14 protein-coding genes and 1 pseudogene are annotated in these 18,157 nt (G+C 68.5%); 9 read left to right on the top strand and 6 right to left on the bottom strand.

Going from position 1 to position 18,157, the window contains the following annotated elements; translation table 11 throughout:
* Positions 1-3: 3 nt before the first annotated feature.
* The gene (locus Y590_RS23645; RefSeq protein ID WP_060771994.1) at positions 4-1,305 is read left to right on the top strand and encodes a PepSY-associated TM helix domain-containing protein; all 1,302 of its coding nucleotides are present in this window, start codon (positions 4-6) and stop codon (positions 1,303-1,305) included.
* A 2-nt stretch (positions 1,306-1,307) separates the two neighbouring features.
* Here Y590_RS23645 and Y590_RS23640 read toward each other — a convergent pair whose 3' ends face one another.
* From Y590_RS23640 to Y590_RS23630, 3 genes are all read right to left on the bottom strand, one after another.
* Positions 1,308-2,090: a restriction endonuclease gene (locus tag Y590_RS23640; RefSeq protein WP_060772438.1), complete on the bottom strand. Its 783-nt coding sequence runs from the start codon at positions 2,088-2,090 to the stop codon at positions 1,308-1,310.
* Between the two features lie 301 nt (positions 2,091-2,391).
* Positions 2,392-2,907 carry a Ros/MucR family transcriptional regulator gene (locus Y590_RS23635; protein WP_060771993.1) on the bottom strand — a complete coding sequence of 172 codons (516 nt, stop codon included), beginning with the start codon at positions 2,905-2,907 and terminating at the stop codon, positions 2,392-2,394.
* A 591-nt stretch (positions 2,908-3,498) separates the two neighbouring features.
* Positions 3,499-4,149: a class II aldolase/adducin family protein gene (locus Y590_RS23630; protein ID WP_060772437.1), complete on the bottom strand. Its 651-nt coding sequence runs from the start codon at positions 4,147-4,149 to the stop codon at positions 3,499-3,501.
* 339 nt (positions 4,150-4,488) lie between these two features.
* On the opposite strand from Y590_RS23630, the gene Y590_RS23625 reads away from it, so the two are divergent.
* Positions 4,489-7,191, top strand: coding sequence for a bifunctional acetate--CoA ligase family protein/GNAT family N-acetyltransferase (locus Y590_RS23625; RefSeq protein WP_060771992.1), 2,703 nt, complete (start codon positions 4,489-4,491; stop codon positions 7,189-7,191).
* A 109-nt stretch (positions 7,192-7,300) separates the two neighbouring features.
* On the opposite strand, the gene Y590_RS23620 is transcribed toward Y590_RS23625, so the two are convergent.
* Complete coding sequence (locus tag Y590_RS23620; RefSeq protein ID WP_060771991.1) at positions 7,301-7,828, bottom strand: Dps family protein; 528 nt, start codon at positions 7,826-7,828, stop codon at positions 7,301-7,303.
* Between the two features lie 147 nt (positions 7,829-7,975).
* Entirely contained in the window at positions 7,976-9,724 is a 1,749-nt protein-coding gene (locus tag Y590_RS23615) for a L,D-transpeptidase family protein (protein ID WP_060771990.1), read from the bottom strand.
* Positions 9,725-10,161: 437 nt separating this feature from the next.
* Here Y590_RS23615 and ruvB point away from each other — a divergent pair, with 437 nt between their 5' ends.
* The 4 genes and pseudogenes from ruvB (at position 10,162) to ybgC (ending at position 13,807) form a co-directional block, all read left to right on the top strand.
* Positions 10,162-11,232, top strand: coding sequence for a Holliday junction branch migration DNA helicase RuvB (gene ruvB, locus Y590_RS23610; protein ID WP_060771989.1), 1,071 nt, complete (start codon positions 10,162-10,164; stop codon positions 11,230-11,232).
* Positions 11,225-12,165: pseudogene (locus Y590_RS23605) on the top strand (metallophosphoesterase). Before ruvB ends, Y590_RS23605 begins: the two are co-directional and overlap by 8 nt.
* A 305-nt stretch (positions 12,166-12,470) precedes the next feature.
* Entirely contained in the window at positions 12,471-13,187 is a 717-nt protein-coding gene (locus Y590_RS23600; RefSeq protein ID WP_060771988.1) for a DUF4142 domain-containing protein, read from the top strand.
* 188 nt (positions 13,188-13,375) lie between these two features.
* The gene (gene ybgC / locus Y590_RS23595) at positions 13,376-13,807 is read left to right on the top strand and encodes a tol-pal system-associated acyl-CoA thioesterase (RefSeq protein WP_060771987.1); all 432 of its coding nucleotides are present in this window, start codon (positions 13,376-13,378) and stop codon (positions 13,805-13,807) included.
* Here ybgC and Y590_RS23590 read toward each other — a convergent pair.
* Positions 13,794-14,957, bottom strand: a complete 1,164-nt coding sequence (locus Y590_RS23590; protein ID WP_286161820.1) for a methyl-accepting chemotaxis protein — start codon at positions 14,955-14,957, stop codon at positions 13,794-13,796. The genes ybgC and Y590_RS23590 overlap by 14 nt on opposite strands.
* Before the next feature lie 539 nt (positions 14,958-15,496).
* Between Y590_RS23590 and tolQ the strand changes: the two genes are divergently transcribed.
* The 3 genes from tolQ to tolA are packed head-to-tail and all read left to right on the top strand — an operon-like array spanning position 15,497 to position 18,097.
* The gene (tolQ, locus tag Y590_RS23585) at positions 15,497-16,213 is read left to right on the top strand and encodes a protein TolQ (protein WP_003602810.1); all 717 of its coding nucleotides are present in this window, start codon (positions 15,497-15,499) and stop codon (positions 16,211-16,213) included.
* A gap of 34 nt (positions 16,214-16,247) precedes the next feature.
* Positions 16,248-16,697: an ExbD/TolR family protein gene (locus Y590_RS23580; RefSeq protein WP_060771985.1), complete on the top strand. Its 450-nt coding sequence runs from the start codon at positions 16,248-16,250 to the stop codon at positions 16,695-16,697.
* Positions 16,698-16,711: 14 nt separating this feature from the next.
* Positions 16,712-18,097, top strand: coding sequence for a cell envelope integrity protein TolA (gene tolA / locus Y590_RS23575; protein WP_060771984.1), 1,386 nt, complete (start codon positions 16,712-16,714; stop codon positions 18,095-18,097).
* Positions 18,098-18,157 lie beyond the last annotated feature (60 nt).

Genomic DNA, 18,157 nt, shown 5'->3' with positions numbered 1-18,157 from the left:
TTGATGGCGCGCTCCGTTTTCGTCCTTCTCCACCGCTGGGCCGGTCTGACGATCGCCGCCTTCCTGCTCGTGGCGGGGCTCACCGGCGCGGTGATCTCCTGGGACCACGAACTCGACGATTGGCTGAACCCGCGTCTCCATACGGTCGAGAGCCGCGGTGCGGCGATCCCCGCCCTCGACCTTGCCCGGCAGTTCGAGGCCCGGGATCCACGCGCCCGCGTCTCCTATCTCCCGCTCGCGTCTGAAGCGGGCGAGTCGCTATCCCTGTTCGTGATGCCGCGGGTCGATGCGGCGACCGGCAGCCTGCACAAGCTCGGATACAATCAGGTCTTCCTCGACCCTGTCACCGGGGCCGAACTCGGACGGCGGGAATGGGGTCAGGTCTGGCCGATCACCCGCGAGACGCTGATCTCGTTCCTGTACAAGCTGCACTACTCCCTGCACCTGCCGGAGATGTGGGGCGAGGAGCGCTGGGGCATCTGGCTGCTCGGGATCGTCGCCGTCGTCTGGATGCTCGATTCTTTCGTCGGCTTCTATCTGACGCTGCCGGTGCGCAAACCCGCCAACCCGGAGCGCCCGGCGGCGGTCGAGCGGCAGCTCGGACGGGGCTGGTGGTCCCGCTGGAAGCCCGCCTGGAAGGTGAAGACCGCGGGCAGCCCCTACCGCGTGACCTTCGATCTGCACCGCGCCTTCAGCCTCTGGACCTTCGCGCTGCTGTTCGTGCTCGCTTTCACGGCGTTCTCGCTCAACCTCTACCGCGAGGTGTTCCTGCCGCTGATGTCGAGCGTCTCGCAAGTGACGCCCGAACCATCGAACACCCGCCCCTTCGTCTCGCCGCTCAAGCCGATCGAGCCGGGGGTGGATTATGCCCAAATCCTCGAGGCGGCGCAGGCGGAGGGGCAACGCCGCGGCTGGAAGGAGCCGGTCGGCGCGCTCGCCTACGCGCCGATGCAGGGCTTCTACACCGCCCGGTTCTTCGAGCCCGGCGACGACCACGGCGCCGCGGGCGTCGGCCCGGCGGCGATCTATTTCGACGGTGGGGACGGCCGGGTGATCGGCGACCGCCAACCCTGGGTCGGCACCGCCGCCGATATTTTCGTGCAGGCGCAGTTCCCGGTGCATTCGGGCCGCATCCTCGGCCTGCCCGGCCGCATCCTGATCTCCTTCATGGGGCTCGTCGTCGCGATGCTGTCGGTCACCGGCGTGGTGATCTGGTGGCGCAAGCGCGCGGCGCGGCTGTCGGTTCGACGCAAGGCCGTCGCGCTGCCCGCCCGGACCGTCAGTCGGCCCGTGCCGGCGGAGTAGGCTCAGCGCCCGGCCGCCAGCGCACGGCGGCCGGCCCGGCGGGTCGGAACCAGGGTCGCGAGGTCGTCGTGATGGAGGAGCAGGACGCCGGTGGTGCCGGCGAGCTTGCGGGCGGCAGGCGTGAATCCGGCATTCGAGACCACGGCCGCCATGTCGCCCGACCAATGCAAGGTGGCAGCCGCCACCTCCTGCACCGCCGCATTGCCGACCGGGCGGCCGTAGCGCTTGCACTGCACGATCAGGCGCAGGCCCGCCTTCTCGGCGATCACGTCGCATCCCTGGTCGCCGCTCGCCCCCGTAGGCCGGGCATCCCAGCCCGCCTCGCCCAGAAGTTCGGCGCAGTATCGTTCATAGGCGACCCCGTCTTCCGGTGTCTCCATTTCGTCGGGCCGTTCGTGCGTGCAGGCCACCCGCTCGACGATCTCCACCATCTCATCGAAGCGCGGCTCGGCGTAATCGGAAAAGCCGCGCTGCTCGACGAGCGGCAGGACGGTGCGCTCGACGAAATATTCGCGCTCGCGCAGCCAGCCGTCCTCGATCGTATTGCCGTAGGCGTCGAGGAAGCGCTCCTGCCGACGTCGCAGGGCGAGCGTCGCGGCGTGGCGCCGGGCGATGCGACGCACGCGTGCGCGGAAGCGGCGCGGCCGGTCGAGGCGATGGAGGAGGATCGCGAGGCAGACCGCGCCCGTGGCGGCGAGAGCCGGTGCTCCATAACGAATGGCGGCGGCGCCCCCGAGGACGACGGCCCAGAACAGGCGCGTGGCGATGGTCGACCGGCCGGACATCATGTCTCCCGCGAAAGACCGGGACGACGCCCGGACTTCGCAGGGACTGTTCCCGCCGAGCGGTTGCCCGACTTCTAACGCCGAGGCCTCATCCCGCACTCGGGGAAGAGGCGCCACTGCATCGCGTGTGGATAAGTGTTTCTCACAAGACTCCCGCTGCGCCGTCCCCGCCAAAGCGAGAACAGTCGGAGATCGGGAGTTTCGTGAGGCACGCTAAACGGCACCGGCGCAAACCCGCCGCTCGGAGGCCGGGCGATCGATGACGATCCGGCCTTCGACACCGTCGATCGGCGCGATGCGCTCAGACCGCCTCCCCGGAACGAGCCCGGCCACGGCGACGCGGCGCCGAGGCGGCGGTCTCAGGGGCCGGTTCGGCGGCGGTCTCCGTCGCCGTCTTGGAGGGCCACTTCCGGCGCTGCTGGCCGAGGCCCATGGTCCGAGCAAGGGCAGACCGGGTCGCGGCGTAGCTCGGTGCGACCATCGGATAGTCGTCCGGCAGGTTCCAGCGCGCACGGTACTCGTCGGGCGAGAGATTGTAGCGCGTCCGCAGATGCCGCTTGAGCGATTTGAATTTTTTGCCGTCTTCGAGGCAAATGAGGAAATCCTGCTGGATCGAACGCCGGATCGACACGGCCGGCGTCGGGGCCACCTCTTCAGGCTCACTTGGCTTATTCGACAATTGTGCCAGCGCACCGTGAACCGACGTGATCAACCCGGGCAATTCCCCGACCGCCAGGGAGTTATTCCCGACATAGGCCGACACGATATCGACAACCAAGGCCACGTGATCGCCAGCGGAGCTATCCTCAAGCGACATCCTCAATATCCCTTCCGATATTTGCAAACGGCGAACTGCAATAGGCGCCGCAACGGAGACGCCAGCATTGCGGAGCACGGTGCGACTGCGCTGAATGACGCAGGACTTAACCTTTGATGGGACCGGCTGCAAGATGGATTTTGAGTGTTCTCCAAAAATCACTTGAAATTTCGTCCGTTTGACAGGGCTATTGCGATAAAAGTCGTATTAGGAACTCCACAAAAATTCCCCGACATCCGGTATAATTGCGAAATGCAATACGGGACGATTACGCAGATCGATTGGATAGAGCCGTGTGCGAAGGTCGCCGCAGACCCGCCTGATATTGCGAAATGCCGAGATCAAAAACGCTCAAACCATCCCCATCGAACATCGATCCGATAAGATTATAGGGAAATTGCCCGATAATCGGATTTGCCGCCGTTACCGCATTATTCGATATTTTTGTTGGAATATAAGTATTGCAATCAAAAATAATGCCAAATTAAAATGGCTATTGTGAGATATGAAATTTATTCAGATCCCATATCAGCGACAAGAAATCCAAATCATTTCGTATCGGCGCAAATCAAAATCGCTGGACGCACGGACTCAATGCTTGGATTTCTCGCGGGGACCATAGGACTTGAATCGCTCGACCGTCTCGGCGACCTCGGCATCGGACAGCACCACCGGTGCGCCAACCTGCAAGGCGATCGCATATTGGCGGCACAGAGCCTCGACCTCGACGGCGAGCCACATCGCCTTCGAGAGGTTCGGCCCGGTCGCGATCATGCCGTGATTGGCGAGCAGGCAGGCGCTGCGGCCTTCGAGGGCATTGAGGGCGAAATCCGAGAGGCCCTGCGTGCCGTAGGGCGCGTAGGGGGCGCAACGGATGGTCGGACCGCCGGCCATCGCGATCATGTAATGCACCGCCGGGATCTCTCGGCCGCAGATCGCGAACCCGGTGGCGTAGGGTGGGTGGGCGTGGACGACGGCGCCGATCTCGGGCCGGGCCGCCAGGATGTCCCGATGGAATCGCCATTCGGAGGAGGGGGCCAGCGGATGGTCCCAACCCCCGTCGAACTCCATGGGAACGAGGTCATCGGGGCTGAGTTGCTCCGCCGGAATCCCGGAGGGCGTCACGAGGAAGCCGCTTCCGGTTCGGACGGAGAGGTTACCCGAGGTCCCCTGACTGAGGCCGAGATCGAGCATCCGACGCATCGCCTCGACCATCGCTTGACGGGTTGCGAAAGTCGGCACGGACAACTCCTCTGACGGCGGATCGATCTGCGATGCGGAGCGGGCAAGGAACGGGCCTTGTGGTGCGCGCTCGGACCGGCAATCGCCGGGATCGGTGCACGATCCTATCCGCAGGAGCGGCCGGGTGAAACCGGGGCAGGTCGAGCCGGACCGGTATTGCCGGCACGCGACGCCTGCCGTCTGAGGCGGCAGGAACGCTCGCCGAGCACGAGTATTGGAGAGAGGTGTACTCGCGGCACGCGCTTCAGGTGCGGCCCATTCCGCCGATTGCGGTCGATCTGCTCCGTCAGTCGGCGGTTTGACGCTCGGCCTCGGGCCTTGAGATGATATAGGCGGCCCATGAGCACCTATCGATTCGAGGCTCTGCTCGCCCCGCGCCGCATCGCCGTGGTCGGAGCGGGTGATCGCCCCGGCTCCGTCGGCCGGGCGATCATCGATGGCCTGCGCGCGGGCGGATTCACCGGCGATATCGTCCCGGTCCATCCGCGCGAGACCAGCGTCGATGGGTTGGCGTGCAGCCCGCGCCTCGCCGACATCCCCCAAACCCCCGACCTCGTGATGATCGCCACCCCCCCGGCGGCGGTGCCGGGCATCGTCGAGGAGGCGGGGCAGATCGGTGCCGCCGCGGCGGTGATCCTGTCCGCCCATCTCGGCGTCGGCGAGGCGGCCCCGGCCGGCGCCGCCCAGGCGGCGGCACGGCGGCACGGATTGCGGCTGATCGGGCCCGACAGCATCGGGTTGAGCGTGCCGGCGCGCGGCCTCAACGCGAGCCTGCTCGCCCGCCCGCCGAAGCCCGGCGATCTCGCCCTCATCTCGCAATCCGGCACCGTCGCCTCGGCCATCGCCGAATGGGGCTGGCGGCACGGGGTCGGCTTCTCCGCGGTGATGACGCTCGGCCGCTCCGCCGACATCGACATCGCCGATTGCCTCGACCATTTCGCCGAGGATTTCCACACCCGCGCGATCATTCTGTCCCTGCACCACGTCGCGGATGCGCGGAAATTCCTCACCGCAGCCCGGGCGGCGGCCCGCGCCAAGCCGGTCGTGGTGCTGCGCACCGGGCGCCACGATGCGCCCGGTCGCCGGCCGGAGACGCATACGGGCGCGCTCGCCCGGCCCGGCGCCGTCTACGAGGCCGCCTTCCGCCGGGCAGGCCTGCTCGCTGTGGACGGGCTCGATGCCATGTTCTCCGCCGTCGAGACCCTGGGGCGCCAGCGGCCCTTCCCCGGCAACCGGCTGATGATCGTCTCCAACGGGCGCGGCATCGGCGCGCTCGCGGCCGACCACCTGGCCGATCTCGGCGGCACGCTGGCGGAGCCTGCACCGGCAACGCAGGACTCCCTGGCTCCCGTGCGGCAGGGCCGGCAAGCCAACCCGCTCGATCTGGGCATCGACGCGGTGCCGGGCGATTACGTCGGCGCCCTGGAACCGCTGCTTGCCGGGCGCGACAGCGACGCGATCGTCGCGATCCATGTGCCGACGGCGCGGGCGGGCAGCCGTGAGGTCGCCGAGACCGTGGCCGGTGCCGTGGCCAAGGCGCGCTCGGCGGGGCGCCGCAAGCCGGTCTTCGCGGTCTCGATCGGCGAGGACGAAGCGATCCGCACGATCTACGCCGACGCCAAGATCCCGCTCTTTGCCACCGATGCCGACGCGGTGGAGGGCTTCCTGCACCTCGTGCGCTACCGCGAGGCGCAGAACGACCTGATGCGCACGCCGGACGCCCTGCCGCGCGAGTTCACGCCGGACGTCGCCGCCGCACGCCGCATCGTGGACGAGGCGCTGGCCGAAGGGCGCACCTGGCTCGACCCCTACGCGGTGACCGAGCTGTTGACCGCCTACCGGATCGTCTCGGTGCCCGTCACGCTGGCGCCCGATCCCGACGGGGCTGCGGCTGCGGCGTGGCCGCTGATCGCGGGCGGCGGCACCGTGGTGCTCAAGCTCGTCTCGCCGGACGTGGTGCACAAATCCGAGGTCGGCGGGGTACGCCTCGGCCTCACCTCGGAAGCCGACGTGCGTGAGGCGGCCCACGCCATGATCGCACGCGTCCGAGAACTCCGCCCCGACGCGCGGGTGGCGGGCTTTGCCTTGCAGCCGATGCTGCGCCGGCCGCAGGCGCGCGAGCTGATCGCAGGCCTCGCCGAAGATCCGGTCTTCGGGCCCGTGGTCGTGTTCGGGCGCGGCGGCACGGCGGTTGAGGTCATCGACGACCGGGCCCTGGCGCTGCCACCGCTCGATCTTGCCCTGGCGAGTGAGTTGATCGGCCGCACGCGCGTGGCCCGCCGTCTCGAAGCCTATCGCGACGTGCCGGCGGCGGACTTGCCGGCCATCGCCCTGTTGCTGGTGAAACTCGCGCAACTCGCCGCCGACCTGCCGGCGGTGCGCGAACTCGACATCAACCCTCTGCTGGCCGACGCCGACGGCGTGGTCGCCCTCGACGCACGCGTCCGCATCGCACCGGAGCCGAGCCCGCCGGAGCGCCGCCGCGGCAACTGGCACCCGCGCTTCGCGATCCGGCCCTATCCGTCCGATTGGGAGCGGCGGCTCAAGGTCGGAGAGCGGCGCGTGCATGTCCGGCCGGTCCGGCCGGACGACGAGGGCATGTTCCGCGCCTTCTTCGCGCAGGTGGACCCGGAAGACGTCCGCCTGCGCTTCTTCGCCCCGGTGCGGGACTTCAGCCACGCCTTCCTCGCCCGGCTGACCCAGCTCGACTACTCCCGCGCCATCGCCTTCGTCGCCCTCGACGAGGCGGCGGAGGAGGATCGGCGCATGCTCGGCGCCGTCCGCCTGCACGCCAACGCCAACCACGATACGGGCGAGTTCGCGATCCTGGTGCGTTCCGACATCAAGGGGACGGGCCTCGGCGCCACCCTCATGCGCCTGATGATCGACTGGGCCAGGGCCGAGGGCATCGCCGTGGTCGAGGGCAGCGTGCTGGCCGAGAACCGGCCGATGCGAGCGGTCTGCCGTCACCTCGGCTTCGTGGAGAAACCGGTTCCGGACGATCCGAGTCTCGTGAAGGCGACGCTGAGCGTCGGGGGATGATCATCGCGTACGGCCCCGATCGCGACGGGCCTTTTCACGCGATGCTCCGCAGCCAAAGAAAAACCGCCGACCCTTCCGGATCGGCGGTCCCTCGGCATCGAGAGAGGGCTCAGTGGCCGCTGTCGGTGGCCTCGCGGGTCGACTCGTAGAGGAACCACGTGCGCTCCTCGGACTGATCGATCCACTCTTCCAAGAGGCTCGTGGTCGAGACGTCGTTGGCTTCGTCGGTGACGCTGTGCAGCTCGCGCATGTTGGCGGTCAGCGCCTTGTTGTCGTCGCGTAGTTCCTTCAGCATCTCCAGCGGGCTCACATAGTCCGCGTTGTTGTCGGGAACGCGCTTGAGCTGATCGGCCTGTCCGAGGGAGCGAAGGGTCGTGCCACCGATCTTGCGGGCGCGCTCGCCCACGGCGTCGATGATCGCGAAGATCTGCTCGGACTGCTCGTCGAGCAGCAGGTGATAGTCGCGGAAATTCGGCCCACTGACATGCCAGTGGAAATTCTTGGTCTTGATGTAGAGCGCGAAGAGATCCGACAGGAGAACGGTCAAGCCTTCGGAGATCTTCTTGACGTCGTTCGGGTCGAGATCGGTCGGGGTGTTGAGCCGATCGCTGGGGACGCGCAGCTTGGCTTTGGCCATGAGGAGATATCCTTAACACTCTGCAATCGAATTCTGATGGGCGATAACCGCGCCGGTACTCGATCGGCAGAATGAGCAAGCGCGAGGCTTTGTTCCGCTCCGCATGGCAGCGCTGCTGTGGACGGGACGCGGCGCCGCCCGGGCGCTTCAGCCCCGCCCGCCGACGAGGCCGGGCGGCATCGGGACCGGCTCGCTCTCCGGCCCGCGTGTGGGCGGCGCGGCTTTCCGGGCCTGCGGCTTCGGCGGAGCGGGCAAGGCGGTCGCGGGCGCCGGCGTCGGAGCGGCCCCGACCGGTGCGGGCTTGACCGGCGCCGGCCTAACGGGCGCCCCCTGCGCCGTGGACGGCAGGGGACGCGGCGCGACGCCCGGTGCGGCCGGGCGGGGTGCCGGCGCCGTGCGGGGCGTGATGGCGCCGGTGGTCGTCACATCGGGGGTGAGCGGCGTCGCCGCGGCCGGCGCGGGTGGCGTGTCGAGGCCGTAGATGTCGTCGCGGAAATGCACCCGGCCGTCCGAGGTCGCGTAGCCGGTCAGGTAGACGAAGGCGACGGGCGTCGGCTTCACGAGCTTCGCGTCGCGCCGCTCGCCGACGGCGATGGCGGTCTCGATCTCGATCGGTCCCCAGGCGGAGCCCGGCCCGTTCGGCCCCTCGGTGCCTTGGAGCAGCCAGGCGGCGAACTCCTTCACCTGACCGACGCGCACACAACCGTGTGAATGGAAGCGCACCGAGCCGGCGAACAGCGACTTCGAGGGGGTGTCGTGCATGTAGATCGCGTGGCGGTTCGGCATGTCGATGCGGACTTGGCCCAGTGAATTGTCGAGGCCGGAATCCTGGCGCAGCGTGTAGTTGGTCGCCTTCTGCGTGTTCCAGTCGATCGCGGTCGGATCGACCTCGACGCCGCCGGGGCCGAGGATGCGGATGCGGTTCTTGGCGAGATAGCCCGGATTCTTGCGCATCGTCGGGATGATCTCGTTCTTGATCACCGAAACGGGCACGGTCCAGGTCGGGTTTAGATTCACATCGGTGATGCGGGTCTCGACCGCGGGCGTCTGCTTGTCGGGCGAGCCGACCACGGCGACGTAGCGGCGGGTCACCGCGCCTTTCTCCACCGCCTCCACCGTGGCGGAGGGGATGTTCACGGTCACATAGCGCTCGCCGAAGCCGAAGCTCGACCCCATCAGCCGCTGCGCCGAGGCGCGCAGTTGCCGCTGCCGCACGTCGGCCGGCACGTTGAGGGCGTTCAGCGTCAGCCGGCCGAAAATGCCGGCATCCGGCAGGCCGTGGCGGGCCTGGAACGACTTCACGGCCGCCACCAGCGGCGGATCGAAGCGGTCGGAGGGGGGCGCGTCGGCCGGAAGGTCGCCAGTCAGGGTGAGGTGATGGCGCAGCGAGGGGATCGCGGCGTGGCTTTCGCCGGGCTTCGGAGCGAAGTCGGCGGGCAGCGTCTTCCAGCCGCCGGCCTCGGCATAGACCTGATAGCGCTCGGCGGCGCGCATCGTGTCGACGAAGGTCTGCGCGGTGTAGCTCGGCAGCGGATCCTCGGACACGCGGGCGTAGACGACCGGCGGCAATTCCCGCGACGCCTTCTTGACCGGAGGCATCTCGGCCGGAACCGCCACCGTATCGGCGGTCGGGCGCTCCAGTTTCGGCGCGGTCTTCGGGTCGGGCTTCGGGTCGACTTTGGGCTCCGGCTTGGGATCGGCCCTCAGCTCGCGTTTCGGCTCTGGCGCGGCCTCGGCCTTCGGCTCGATCCGCAGGTTGATCCGGGAATCCGGCTGCGGCTCGGGGACGGACTCGGCCCGGAGCGGACCGGCGAGCAGCAGGGCGAGGGCGGCTCCCGTGCCGCCGATGAGCCGGGCGCGGCGGGGCCTGCGCGGGGCGGGGATAACATTCGGCATCGCGGATCTCATCGGGTGCACGGTCCGATCATCGGCGGGGTTGGTTACCAACTCGCTCACCGCCTCGCCCACGGGGTGTGCCGGAGCACGCAAGCCGCTCGGGAGCGGACCGCAGGGCGATCGCTCGAAGCCGATCGAGCGGCTTTGCGGCGCGGGGTTTTCGGGGCGTGAGCCCCGGAACGCTTCGAGCCGAGCGAAGCCTGAGCCCGCGGAGGCGGGCGCCGGCGATTGTGGCCAGCAACAAACCGGGGTGATCGCCTTCGAGCGATTGCCCTGGAATGGACCGTTCTGCCGCGGTGGTGCGGGCGTGCAGGATGTGCAAAACGCGGGGTCGGAATGCCTCACGAGACGCCCCTGCCGCCGGCCGTTTCCCCTTGGGGCGACGGCGCGGCGGGCGTTTTGCGGGAGCCATTCGGCCGACGCCCCGCGAGACCCCCGTGAGCGAAGACAAGACCTCCAAGCCCGGCAAGACCCTGCTGAGCCCCGAGCGCCGGCCGGACGACGCCGACCAGTCGATCCGCCCCTTGAGCCTCTCCGAGTTCATCGGGCAGCGGGCGGCGCGCGCCAACATGCAGATCTTCATCGGGGCGGCCAAGAAGACCGGCCAGGCCCTCGATCACGTCCTGTTCGTCGGCCCGCCTGGCCTCGGCAAGACGACGCTGGCGCAGATCGTCGCCCGCGAACTCGGCGTCAATTTCCGCTCGACCTCCGGCCCGGTGATCGCCAAGGCCGGCGATCTGGCGGCACAGCTCACCAATCTGGAGGAACGCGACGTCCTGTTCATCGACGAGATCCACCGTCTCAACCCGGCGGTGGAAGAAATCCTCTATCCGGCGATGGAGGATTACCAGCTCGACCTCATCATCGGCGAAGGCCCGGCCGCCCGGTCGGTGAAGATCGAGCTACCGAAATTCACCCTCGTCGGCGCCACCACGCGCGCGGGTCTGCTCACCACGCCGCTGCGCGACCGCTTCGGCATCCCGATCCGCCTCGAATTCTACGAGATCGACGAGCTCGAACTCATCGTCCGCCGCGGCGCGCGGGTGCTCGGCCTCGGCATGTCGGAGGAGGGCGCCAACGAAATCGCCAAGCGGGCCCGCGGCACCCCGCGCATCGCCGGGCGTCTGCTGCGCCGGGTGCGCGACTTCGCCATCGTCGAGGACGCGACGACGGTGAGCCGCGCCATCGCCGACCGGGCTCTTCAGATGCTCGACGTCGATCCGGTCGGCCTCGACGTGATGGACCGCAAGTATCTCACCCTGATCGCGGCCTCGTTCGGCGGCGGTCCGGTCGGGATCGAGACCATCGCCGCGGCCTTGTCCGAGCCGCGCGACGCGATCGAGGACATCATCGAGCCCTACCTGATCCAGAAGGGCTTCGTGCAGCGCACCCCGCGCGGGCGGGTGCTGACGCCGCACGCCTTCCGGCACATGGGCTTTGCCGAACCCCGGCGCGATCCCGGCTCGCAGTTCGGCCTGTTCGGCGGAAGCGACGACCCGGATGCGTGAGGGCCGCAGCCCCGTCGCCGTCACGCGCCGGACGGTGCTGATCGGGCTCGGCGCGACGGCGCTGACCGGGGCGGGGACGGGCGCCTACGCGGTCGGCGTCGAGCCGATGCGGCTCGCGGTGACGCGCTACCGCCTGAAGCCGATCGGCCCCTGGCCGAAGGGGCTGACCCTGCGGATCGTCGCGCTGGCCGACATCCATGCCTGCGAGCCCTGGATGTCGACCGCGCGCATCGCCGGCATCGTCGCGGCGGCCAACGCTCTTCAGGGCGACGTGATCGTGCTGCTCGGCGATTACGTCTCCGGCATGCGGGTCGTCACGCGCTACGTGGACGCCGCCGAATGGGCGCCCGTACTCGGACGACTCGCCGCGCCGCTCGGCACCTACGCCATCCTCGGCAATCACGATTGGTGGGAGGACAGGACGGCGCAGGCTCGTGGCGCCGGCCCGACGATCGCGGGCGAGGCGCTTCGGCGCGTCGGCATCCCGTGCTGGAGAACGACGCGCTGCCGCTCTCGGTCGAAGGTCACACGGTCTGGCTCGCCAGCCTCGGCGATCAGCTCGCGCTCCTGCCGGGTCGCAAGCGCCACGGTCATCCGCGCATCGGCCTCGACGACCTCACCGGCACGCTGGCGAAGATCCCCGATGGCGCCCCCGCGATCCTGCTGGCACACGAGCCCGATATCTTTCCGCAGGTGCCGCCGCGCATCGCGCTCACGCTCTCGGGCCATACCCATGGCGGACAGGTGCGCCTGTTCGGCCGCTCTCCCGTCGTCCCCTCCCGCTACGGCAACCGCTACGCCTATGGCCATGTCCGCGAGCAGGCGGATCTCATCACCTCCGGCGGGCTCGGCACGAGCATCGCGCCGGTGCGTTTCGGCGTGCCACCGGAGATCGTCGTGGTCGAGCTTGATGCCGATGACACCCAGCGATGAGACATGCATGGGACACATATCGTGTGCGTCATAATCGACGAAAACATCGGCATATTTTAATCGTTTCAGACTGAATCAGTAACCGTCAGCGCGGCGCAAATTGACAACAAGCCATTGTCAAAAAACGAATTATTCGAACCCTATGGGTTCTTCCAGCGGCAATCCGGCGCATCTGCGGCCGTCGAAGGCGGCGCCGGCGGCATGCGGAACAGGCGTGCATCGCACAAGTTGAGGGCCCGACCACGCTCTTTAGGAGCGCCGGCCCAACGAACGATTCCAGCACGACCTTCAAGGAACCCTCCGCCATGAAGACGACCGTCCTGGCCGCCCTCGGCCTGTCCGTCGCTGCCCTCGCCACGCCCGCCCTGGCTCAGGACGCCCTGCCGCTGCGCATCGGCAGCGACGCCCCGATCGGGCGCGCCGGAACCGATACCCGCGACTTCCGCGCCGAGGCTCTGCGCTCGGATGCCACCAGCATCGAAGCCAGCCGGATCGCCCTGGAGCGGTCCCGCAATCCGCATGTGCGCAACTACGCCAACCGGATTCTGGTCGAGCGTCAGGCCACCACCCGGGCCTTGCTGCCCGAGGGCACGTCGCTGACCGCCAGCGGGCGCGTCGTCTCCGACCAGCAGGGTATCCCGACCCGCCTCGACAACCCGATCGGCGTGGTGCTGGCCCCGGTGACGCTGGCCGCCAATATCGGCACCGGCATCGTCGGTGGCGTGCTCGGCGGCGTCGGCCTGATCGACAACAGCCCGGGAGAGCCCGGCCGTCGCGTCGCCCTCGGCCCGAATGGCCAGCAGCGCCTGGAGCGCCTGCGCTCGGCCCGTTCGGCCCGCGAGTTCGACCGGGCCTATGTCAGCGGGCAGGCGCGCTCGGATGCCCGCACCCTCGCGCTCTACGGGAGCTACGCCCGCAACGGCGACAGTGCCGCCGGCCGCACCTTCGCCAACGAGGCGCTGCCCTACATCGCCGACGAGCACGCCCATTCGGCCACCCTCGCGAACCGCATCGGCGGCTGATCGACGCGAACCCGCCTGCTTGACAGGGCCGCCCTCGAAAGGGGCGGCTCTTGCCGTTCGAGGCACTCTTGCCGTTCGAGGCACCGTTGCCGATGTCGCGCCGGCCCGCCGGCAGGGGCGCAGCCCGACCTCTCGCCACCCATGACGAGACCCGCTAAATGACGGGATCCCCACGAACCCGGACGTCCATGGATCCGACCCCAGGCGCCGAGGCGCACCGCCTTCCGCTGCGCATCTACTACGAAGACACCGACTTCTCGGGCTTCGTCTATCACGCGAGCTACCTGCGCTTCATGGAGCGGGGCCGCACCGAACTTCTCCGTGCGCTCGCGGGCGACCAGTCCGAGATGCACGCGGAGGGCACGGGGCTCGTCTTCGTGGTGCGGAAGATGACCCTCGATTTCCTCAAGCCCGCCCGCATGGACGACTGGATCGAGGTTCACACCCGGTCGAGCGCGTTGCGCGGCGCCTCGATGCACCTCGCCCAGGAGGTCCGTCGCGGGGACGAGGTGCTGGTGCGCGCCGACGTCGTGGTCGCCTGCGTCAGGAACGGGCGCGCGATCCGCCTGCCGGACGGACTACGCCGCGCCCTGACGCCGGCCGGTCTCAGATCCGTCTGACCTCGACCAGGAAATCCTGAACCGCCCGCGTCACCTGCTCCATCTGCTGGTCGAGGATCGTCGTCGCGGAGAGGACCGAGCGGGCCGAGCCGGCCGAGGTCTCGGCCGTCGTGGCGACCTGGGCGATGCTGCCCCCGACGAGAGACGTCCGCTCCGCCGCCTCTCGGGCGCTCCGGCTGATCTCGCCCGCCGTGGCCGATTGCTCCTCGACCGCCGCCGCGATGGTGGTGGCGCCCTCGTCCAGGCCGCGGATCACGCCCGAGATCCGCTCGATGGCCGCGACGGTCTGCGAGGTCGCCGCCTGGATCAGCCCGATCTGCTGGGCGATCTCGCCGGTGGCCTTCGCCGTCTGCCCGGCAAGCACCTTGACCTCGGTTGCCACCACGGCGAAGCCGCGACCCGCCTCGCCGGCCCGAGCCGCCTCGATGGTGGCGTTGAGAGCGAGAAGGTTGGTCTGGCTGGCGATCGAGCTGATCAGACCGACGACCTCGCCGATGCGTTGCGACGTTTCGGAGAGCGCCTTGACGCTCTCCATGGCCGCGCCGGCCTCGGTCACGGCCTGTCCGGTCGCCGCGCTGGAGCGGTTGACCTGCCGGGTGATCTCGCCGTTCGAGGCCGTCAGTTCCTCGACGGCGGCGGCGACGGATTGGACGTTCACCGTCGTGTCGCTCGCGCCGGTGGCGGCGCTGTCGGCCGCATGGGCGGTGGCATCGGTCGCGGAGAGGACGCGCTCGGCCGCCCCGCGCATCGCGCTCGTGGCCTCGGCGGCCTCTCCGAGCGCAGCGCGGACGGAGGCATCGAAGCTGGCAATCGAATCCGTGAAGGGGGTCACGTCGGCCCAGGACAGGACGGCGGCGACGTAGTGGCCGTCCGCGTCGCGGACCGGGGAGACGTGGAGATCGAGCGTCTTCGGTCCGAGCCGGATCTTGGTGCGCCAGGGCAGGCGGGCCGGGTCGGCGACGATGCTGCGCTGATGGGCCGGGTTCTTATGGAACACATCCATGGTGAGCCCGACCATGGCATCCGGGTTCACCGAGGCCGGCAAATGCGCGCGCAGGCTGTGAAGGGTCTCGACGCTGCGCTGATTGGCGAAGGTGATCGTCGCATCGGTGGGATGCAGGACGAGCACGTTGACCGGAAGCGCGTTCAAGACAGCCGCGAAATCGACGGAAAGCCGGCCCGGCTTCTCCGAACCCGGCTGCGCCGGACCGGCCGCCGGGAAGAATCTTCTTGGGAGGATCATCAAAAGCCCACATTCATCCCAGGGCTTCAGAAGCCCGCCTCGATTTGATGGACCCTAACCTATGTTCACTTATTATTGGTAAAAGACAACGATTTTTCAAGTATGTTTCAATAATGAGCATCGAGGACGCGGATGAACCCGTGGACCGAAACTGAATTCCCGCTCTTTCAAAAATTGCAGATTATATCGCTCGCCGTTGATCAACCCATTGACGGAAGATTGATGGAGGATAGTGCGGGACCAAACGTAACGGTTTCTTAACCCTGACGCGGCCTTAGACTCCGGTGTGGGACGACGTGCGCTGCGCCGCGGCACGGGCGGCGCCGGTATCGCGTCCGACCCTTACTTTCGACAGATTCCCGAGTGATCTCAAAGTCTATCGCTCAAAGGATCAGTCGGCAGTCCGGTGCGCCTCGGCGCGGCCCTGACGACGCGAGGATCGTTCGATGACTCCAGCCGATGCCATGCAGGCCGCGCCCGTCGCAGACATGAGCCTGTTCGGCCTGTTCTGGCAGGCGCACTTCGTCGTCAAGCTCGTGATGGTGGGCCTGCTCGGCGCCTCGATCTGGTGCTGGTCGATCATCGTCGATAAGACGCTGCTGTTCCGCCGCACGGAAGCCGAGATGGACGCCTTCGAGGAGGCGTTCTGGTCCGGCCGCTCGCTGGAGGAACTCTACCGCTCCTTCAACGACCGCCAGCCCACCGGCCTCGGTGCGCTGTTCGTCGCCGCCATGCGGGAGTGGAAGCGCTCCTTCGAAGGCTCGGGCCGGCAGATCCACTCGCTGTCGCAGCGCATCGACAAGGTGCTCGACGTGACGATCCAGCGCGAGGTCGAGCGGCTCGATTCCCGCCTGCTGTTCCTCGCCTCGATCGGTTCGGCCGGCCCCTATATCGGCCTGTTCGGCACGGTCTGGGGCATCATGACCGCCTTCACCTCGATCGCGGCCTCGAAGAACACCTCGCTCGCCGTGGTGGCGCCCGGCATCGCCGAGGCCCTGTTCGCCACCGCCATCGGCCTGTTCGCGGCGATTCCCGCGGTGCTCGCCTACAACAAGCTTCAGGCCACGGTGGCGAAGTCTCAGTCGCGGCTCGAAGGCTTCGCCGACGAGTTCTCGGCGATCCTGTCGCGGCAGATCGACGAGCGCCTCTCGGTCGCCGCCTGAGCGTCCGAAGCAGATCGAAAGCGGGAGCTAATCGATGGGCATGACGCACGGCGCGGCACAGGGCGGCGGCAAGCGCCGCCGCCGCGGACGGCGCGGGCACGGCGCCATCAACGAAATCAACATGACGCCGTTCATCGACGTCGTGCTGGTTCTGCTGATCGTCTTCATGGTCGCGGCACCGATGATGACGGTCGGCGTGCCCCTCGACCTGCCGCAATCGAAGGCGAGCCCGCTCAACTCCGACGTCAAGCCGATCACGATCTCGATCCGCCGCACGGGCGAGGTCTATCTCGGTGAGATCGAGCTGAAGGACGACGACATCGTGCCCCAGCTCATGCAGACCTCCAAGACCGGCACCGAGGAGCGGGTGTTCGTGCGCGGCGACAAGCGCGTCGATTACGGGCGCGTGGCCCAGGTGATGGCGATCGTGACCGGCGGCGGCTTCAAGAAGGTCGCCCTCGTCACCGAGCCGGAATCGAATTAGCGGAGCAAGGCACCGTGGCTCTGCGCTGGCCCCATTCACTCACCGAGTCTTTCCGAAAGCGCGAACCCGGCGTCTGGATCTCGGCCGCGGTCCATGCTGCCGTGCTGGGCGCCGCCCTGTTCACCATCGCCGCGCCGGTCCTGCCGGAAGGGCAGGAGGGCGTGCCGGTCGAGGTGCTGACCGAGCAGCAATTCTCCGAATTGACCCGTGGTGAACTCAACGCGGAAAAGCCCGAGAACAACCCGAATCGCGCCGATCGCGTGGCGGAGAAGCACGAGCAGCGCGAGCCCGAGAACGCCAAGACCGACGCGCCGGCCGCGCCCACCCGCACCGCCGACACCCGGCTCGCCGCCGTCGATGCGATGCCTCTGCGCGCCGACACCGCCGACCTGGTGAAGGAAGAAGCGGAGGCCGCCGCGGCCAAGGCGGAAGCCGCCAAGGCCGAAGCCGAAAAAGCGGCCGCGGCCAAGGCCGCCGAGGCGAAGGCCAAGGCCGAGGTCAAAGCGAAGGCGGATGCCGCCGCAAAGGCCGAAGCGGCGAAGGCCGCGGCGGCCGAGGCGGCCGAAGCGAAGGCCGCCGCCGCGAAGGCGGAGGCCGAGAAACGCGAAGAATTGCAGAAGCTGGTCGAGCGCGAACAGGCCGAGGCCGAAGCCGCGGCCAAGGCCGCTGAGGCGAAGGCAAAGGCGCGCGCCGAGGCCAAGGCGAAGGCCGACGCCAGGGCGAAAGCGGAGGCTAAGGCCGAAGCCGAAGCCAAGGCTGAAGCGAAGGCCAAGGCCGAAGCGGCCGCAAAAGCCGAGGCGGAGGCCGGGCACCGCAAGCAGGTCGCCGAAGCCAAGGCCAAGGCGGATGCCGAAGCGAGGGCAAAAGCCGAAGCCGCCGCGAAAGCCAAGGCCAAGGCGATGGCCGACGCCAAGGCGAAGGCCGATGCCGAGGCCAAGGCGCGCCAGCAGGCGGAACTCGCCAACAGGACCAGCCCCGGCGACAGCCGCGAAATGCAGACCCGCGCCGCCTCGCAATCGACCGGCTCGACCGGCCGCGAAGTGCAACGCACGGCCTCGCTCGGTACGGCCTCCGGCACCGCCCAGCGCCTCTCGCCGTCCTTGCGCGGCGCCCTCGTCGGCATGCTGCAACAGCAGATCGAGCGCTGCTACTCGGCGCCGCCCGGCGCGACGCAGGGCGTAGTGCTGCCGATGCTCGACATCCGCCTCAACCCGGACGGATCGCTCACCACCGAGCCGAGGGTCATGCGCGCGGGCAACAACTCGGTCGATCAGTCGATCGCCCAGGCGGCGCTGCGGGCGGTGCGGCGCTGCGCGCCCTTCAAGATTCCGGCCCAGTACGCGCCGTATTACAACGACTGGAAGGCCATCAACGCCGAGTTCGAGTTCTCGCCCGTGTGATCCGCCGGCTCGACCCGCCGATCCACCGCGTCATCGGCCTTTCTTTCTCGCATTCCCCGA

The sequence above is a fragment of the Methylobacterium sp. AMS5 genome, from assembly GCF_001542815.1.
GTDB lineage: Bacteria > Pseudomonadota > Alphaproteobacteria > Rhizobiales > Beijerinckiaceae > Methylobacterium.
This window is presented reverse-complemented; position numbering and strand designations above follow the sequence as displayed.

Bases quoted from the DNA above. Each gene is read 5' to 3' on its own strand.
- Y590_RS23640 (WP_060772438.1), bottom strand. From the start codon at position 2,090: ATGTCCGGCCGGTCGACCATCGCCACGCGCCTGTTCTGGGCCGTCGTC.
- Y590_RS23625 (WP_060771992.1), top strand. From the start codon at position 4,489: ATGAGCACCTATCGATTCGAGGCTCTGCTCGCCCCGCGCCGCATCGCC.
- Y590_RS23615 (WP_060771990.1), bottom strand. From the start codon at position 9,724: ATGCCGAATGTTATCCCCGCCCCGCGCAGGCCCCGCCGCGCCCGGCTC.
- Y590_RS23645 (WP_060771994.1), top strand. From the start codon at position 4: ATGGCGCGCTCCGTTTTCGTCCTTCTCCACCGCTGGGCCGGTCTGACG.
- ybgC (WP_060771987.1), top strand. From the start codon at position 13,376: ATGGATCCGACCCCAGGCGCCGAGGCGCACCGCCTTCCGCTGCGCATC.
- Y590_RS23580 (WP_060771985.1), top strand. From the start codon at position 16,248: ATGGGCATGACGCACGGCGCGGCACAGGGCGGCGGCAAGCGCCGCCGC.
- tolQ (WP_003602810.1), top strand. From the start codon at position 15,497: ATGACTCCAGCCGATGCCATGCAGGCCGCGCCCGTCGCAGACATGAGC.
- Y590_RS23620 (WP_060771991.1), bottom strand. From the start codon at position 7,828: ATGGCCAAAGCCAAGCTGCGCGTCCCCAGCGATCGGCTCAACACCCCG.
- Y590_RS23635 (WP_060771993.1), bottom strand. From the start codon at position 2,907: ATGTCGCTTGAGGATAGCTCCGCTGGCGATCACGTGGCCTTGGTTGTC.
- Y590_RS23600 (WP_060771988.1), top strand. From the start codon at position 12,471: ATGAAGACGACCGTCCTGGCCGCCCTCGGCCTGTCCGTCGCTGCCCTC.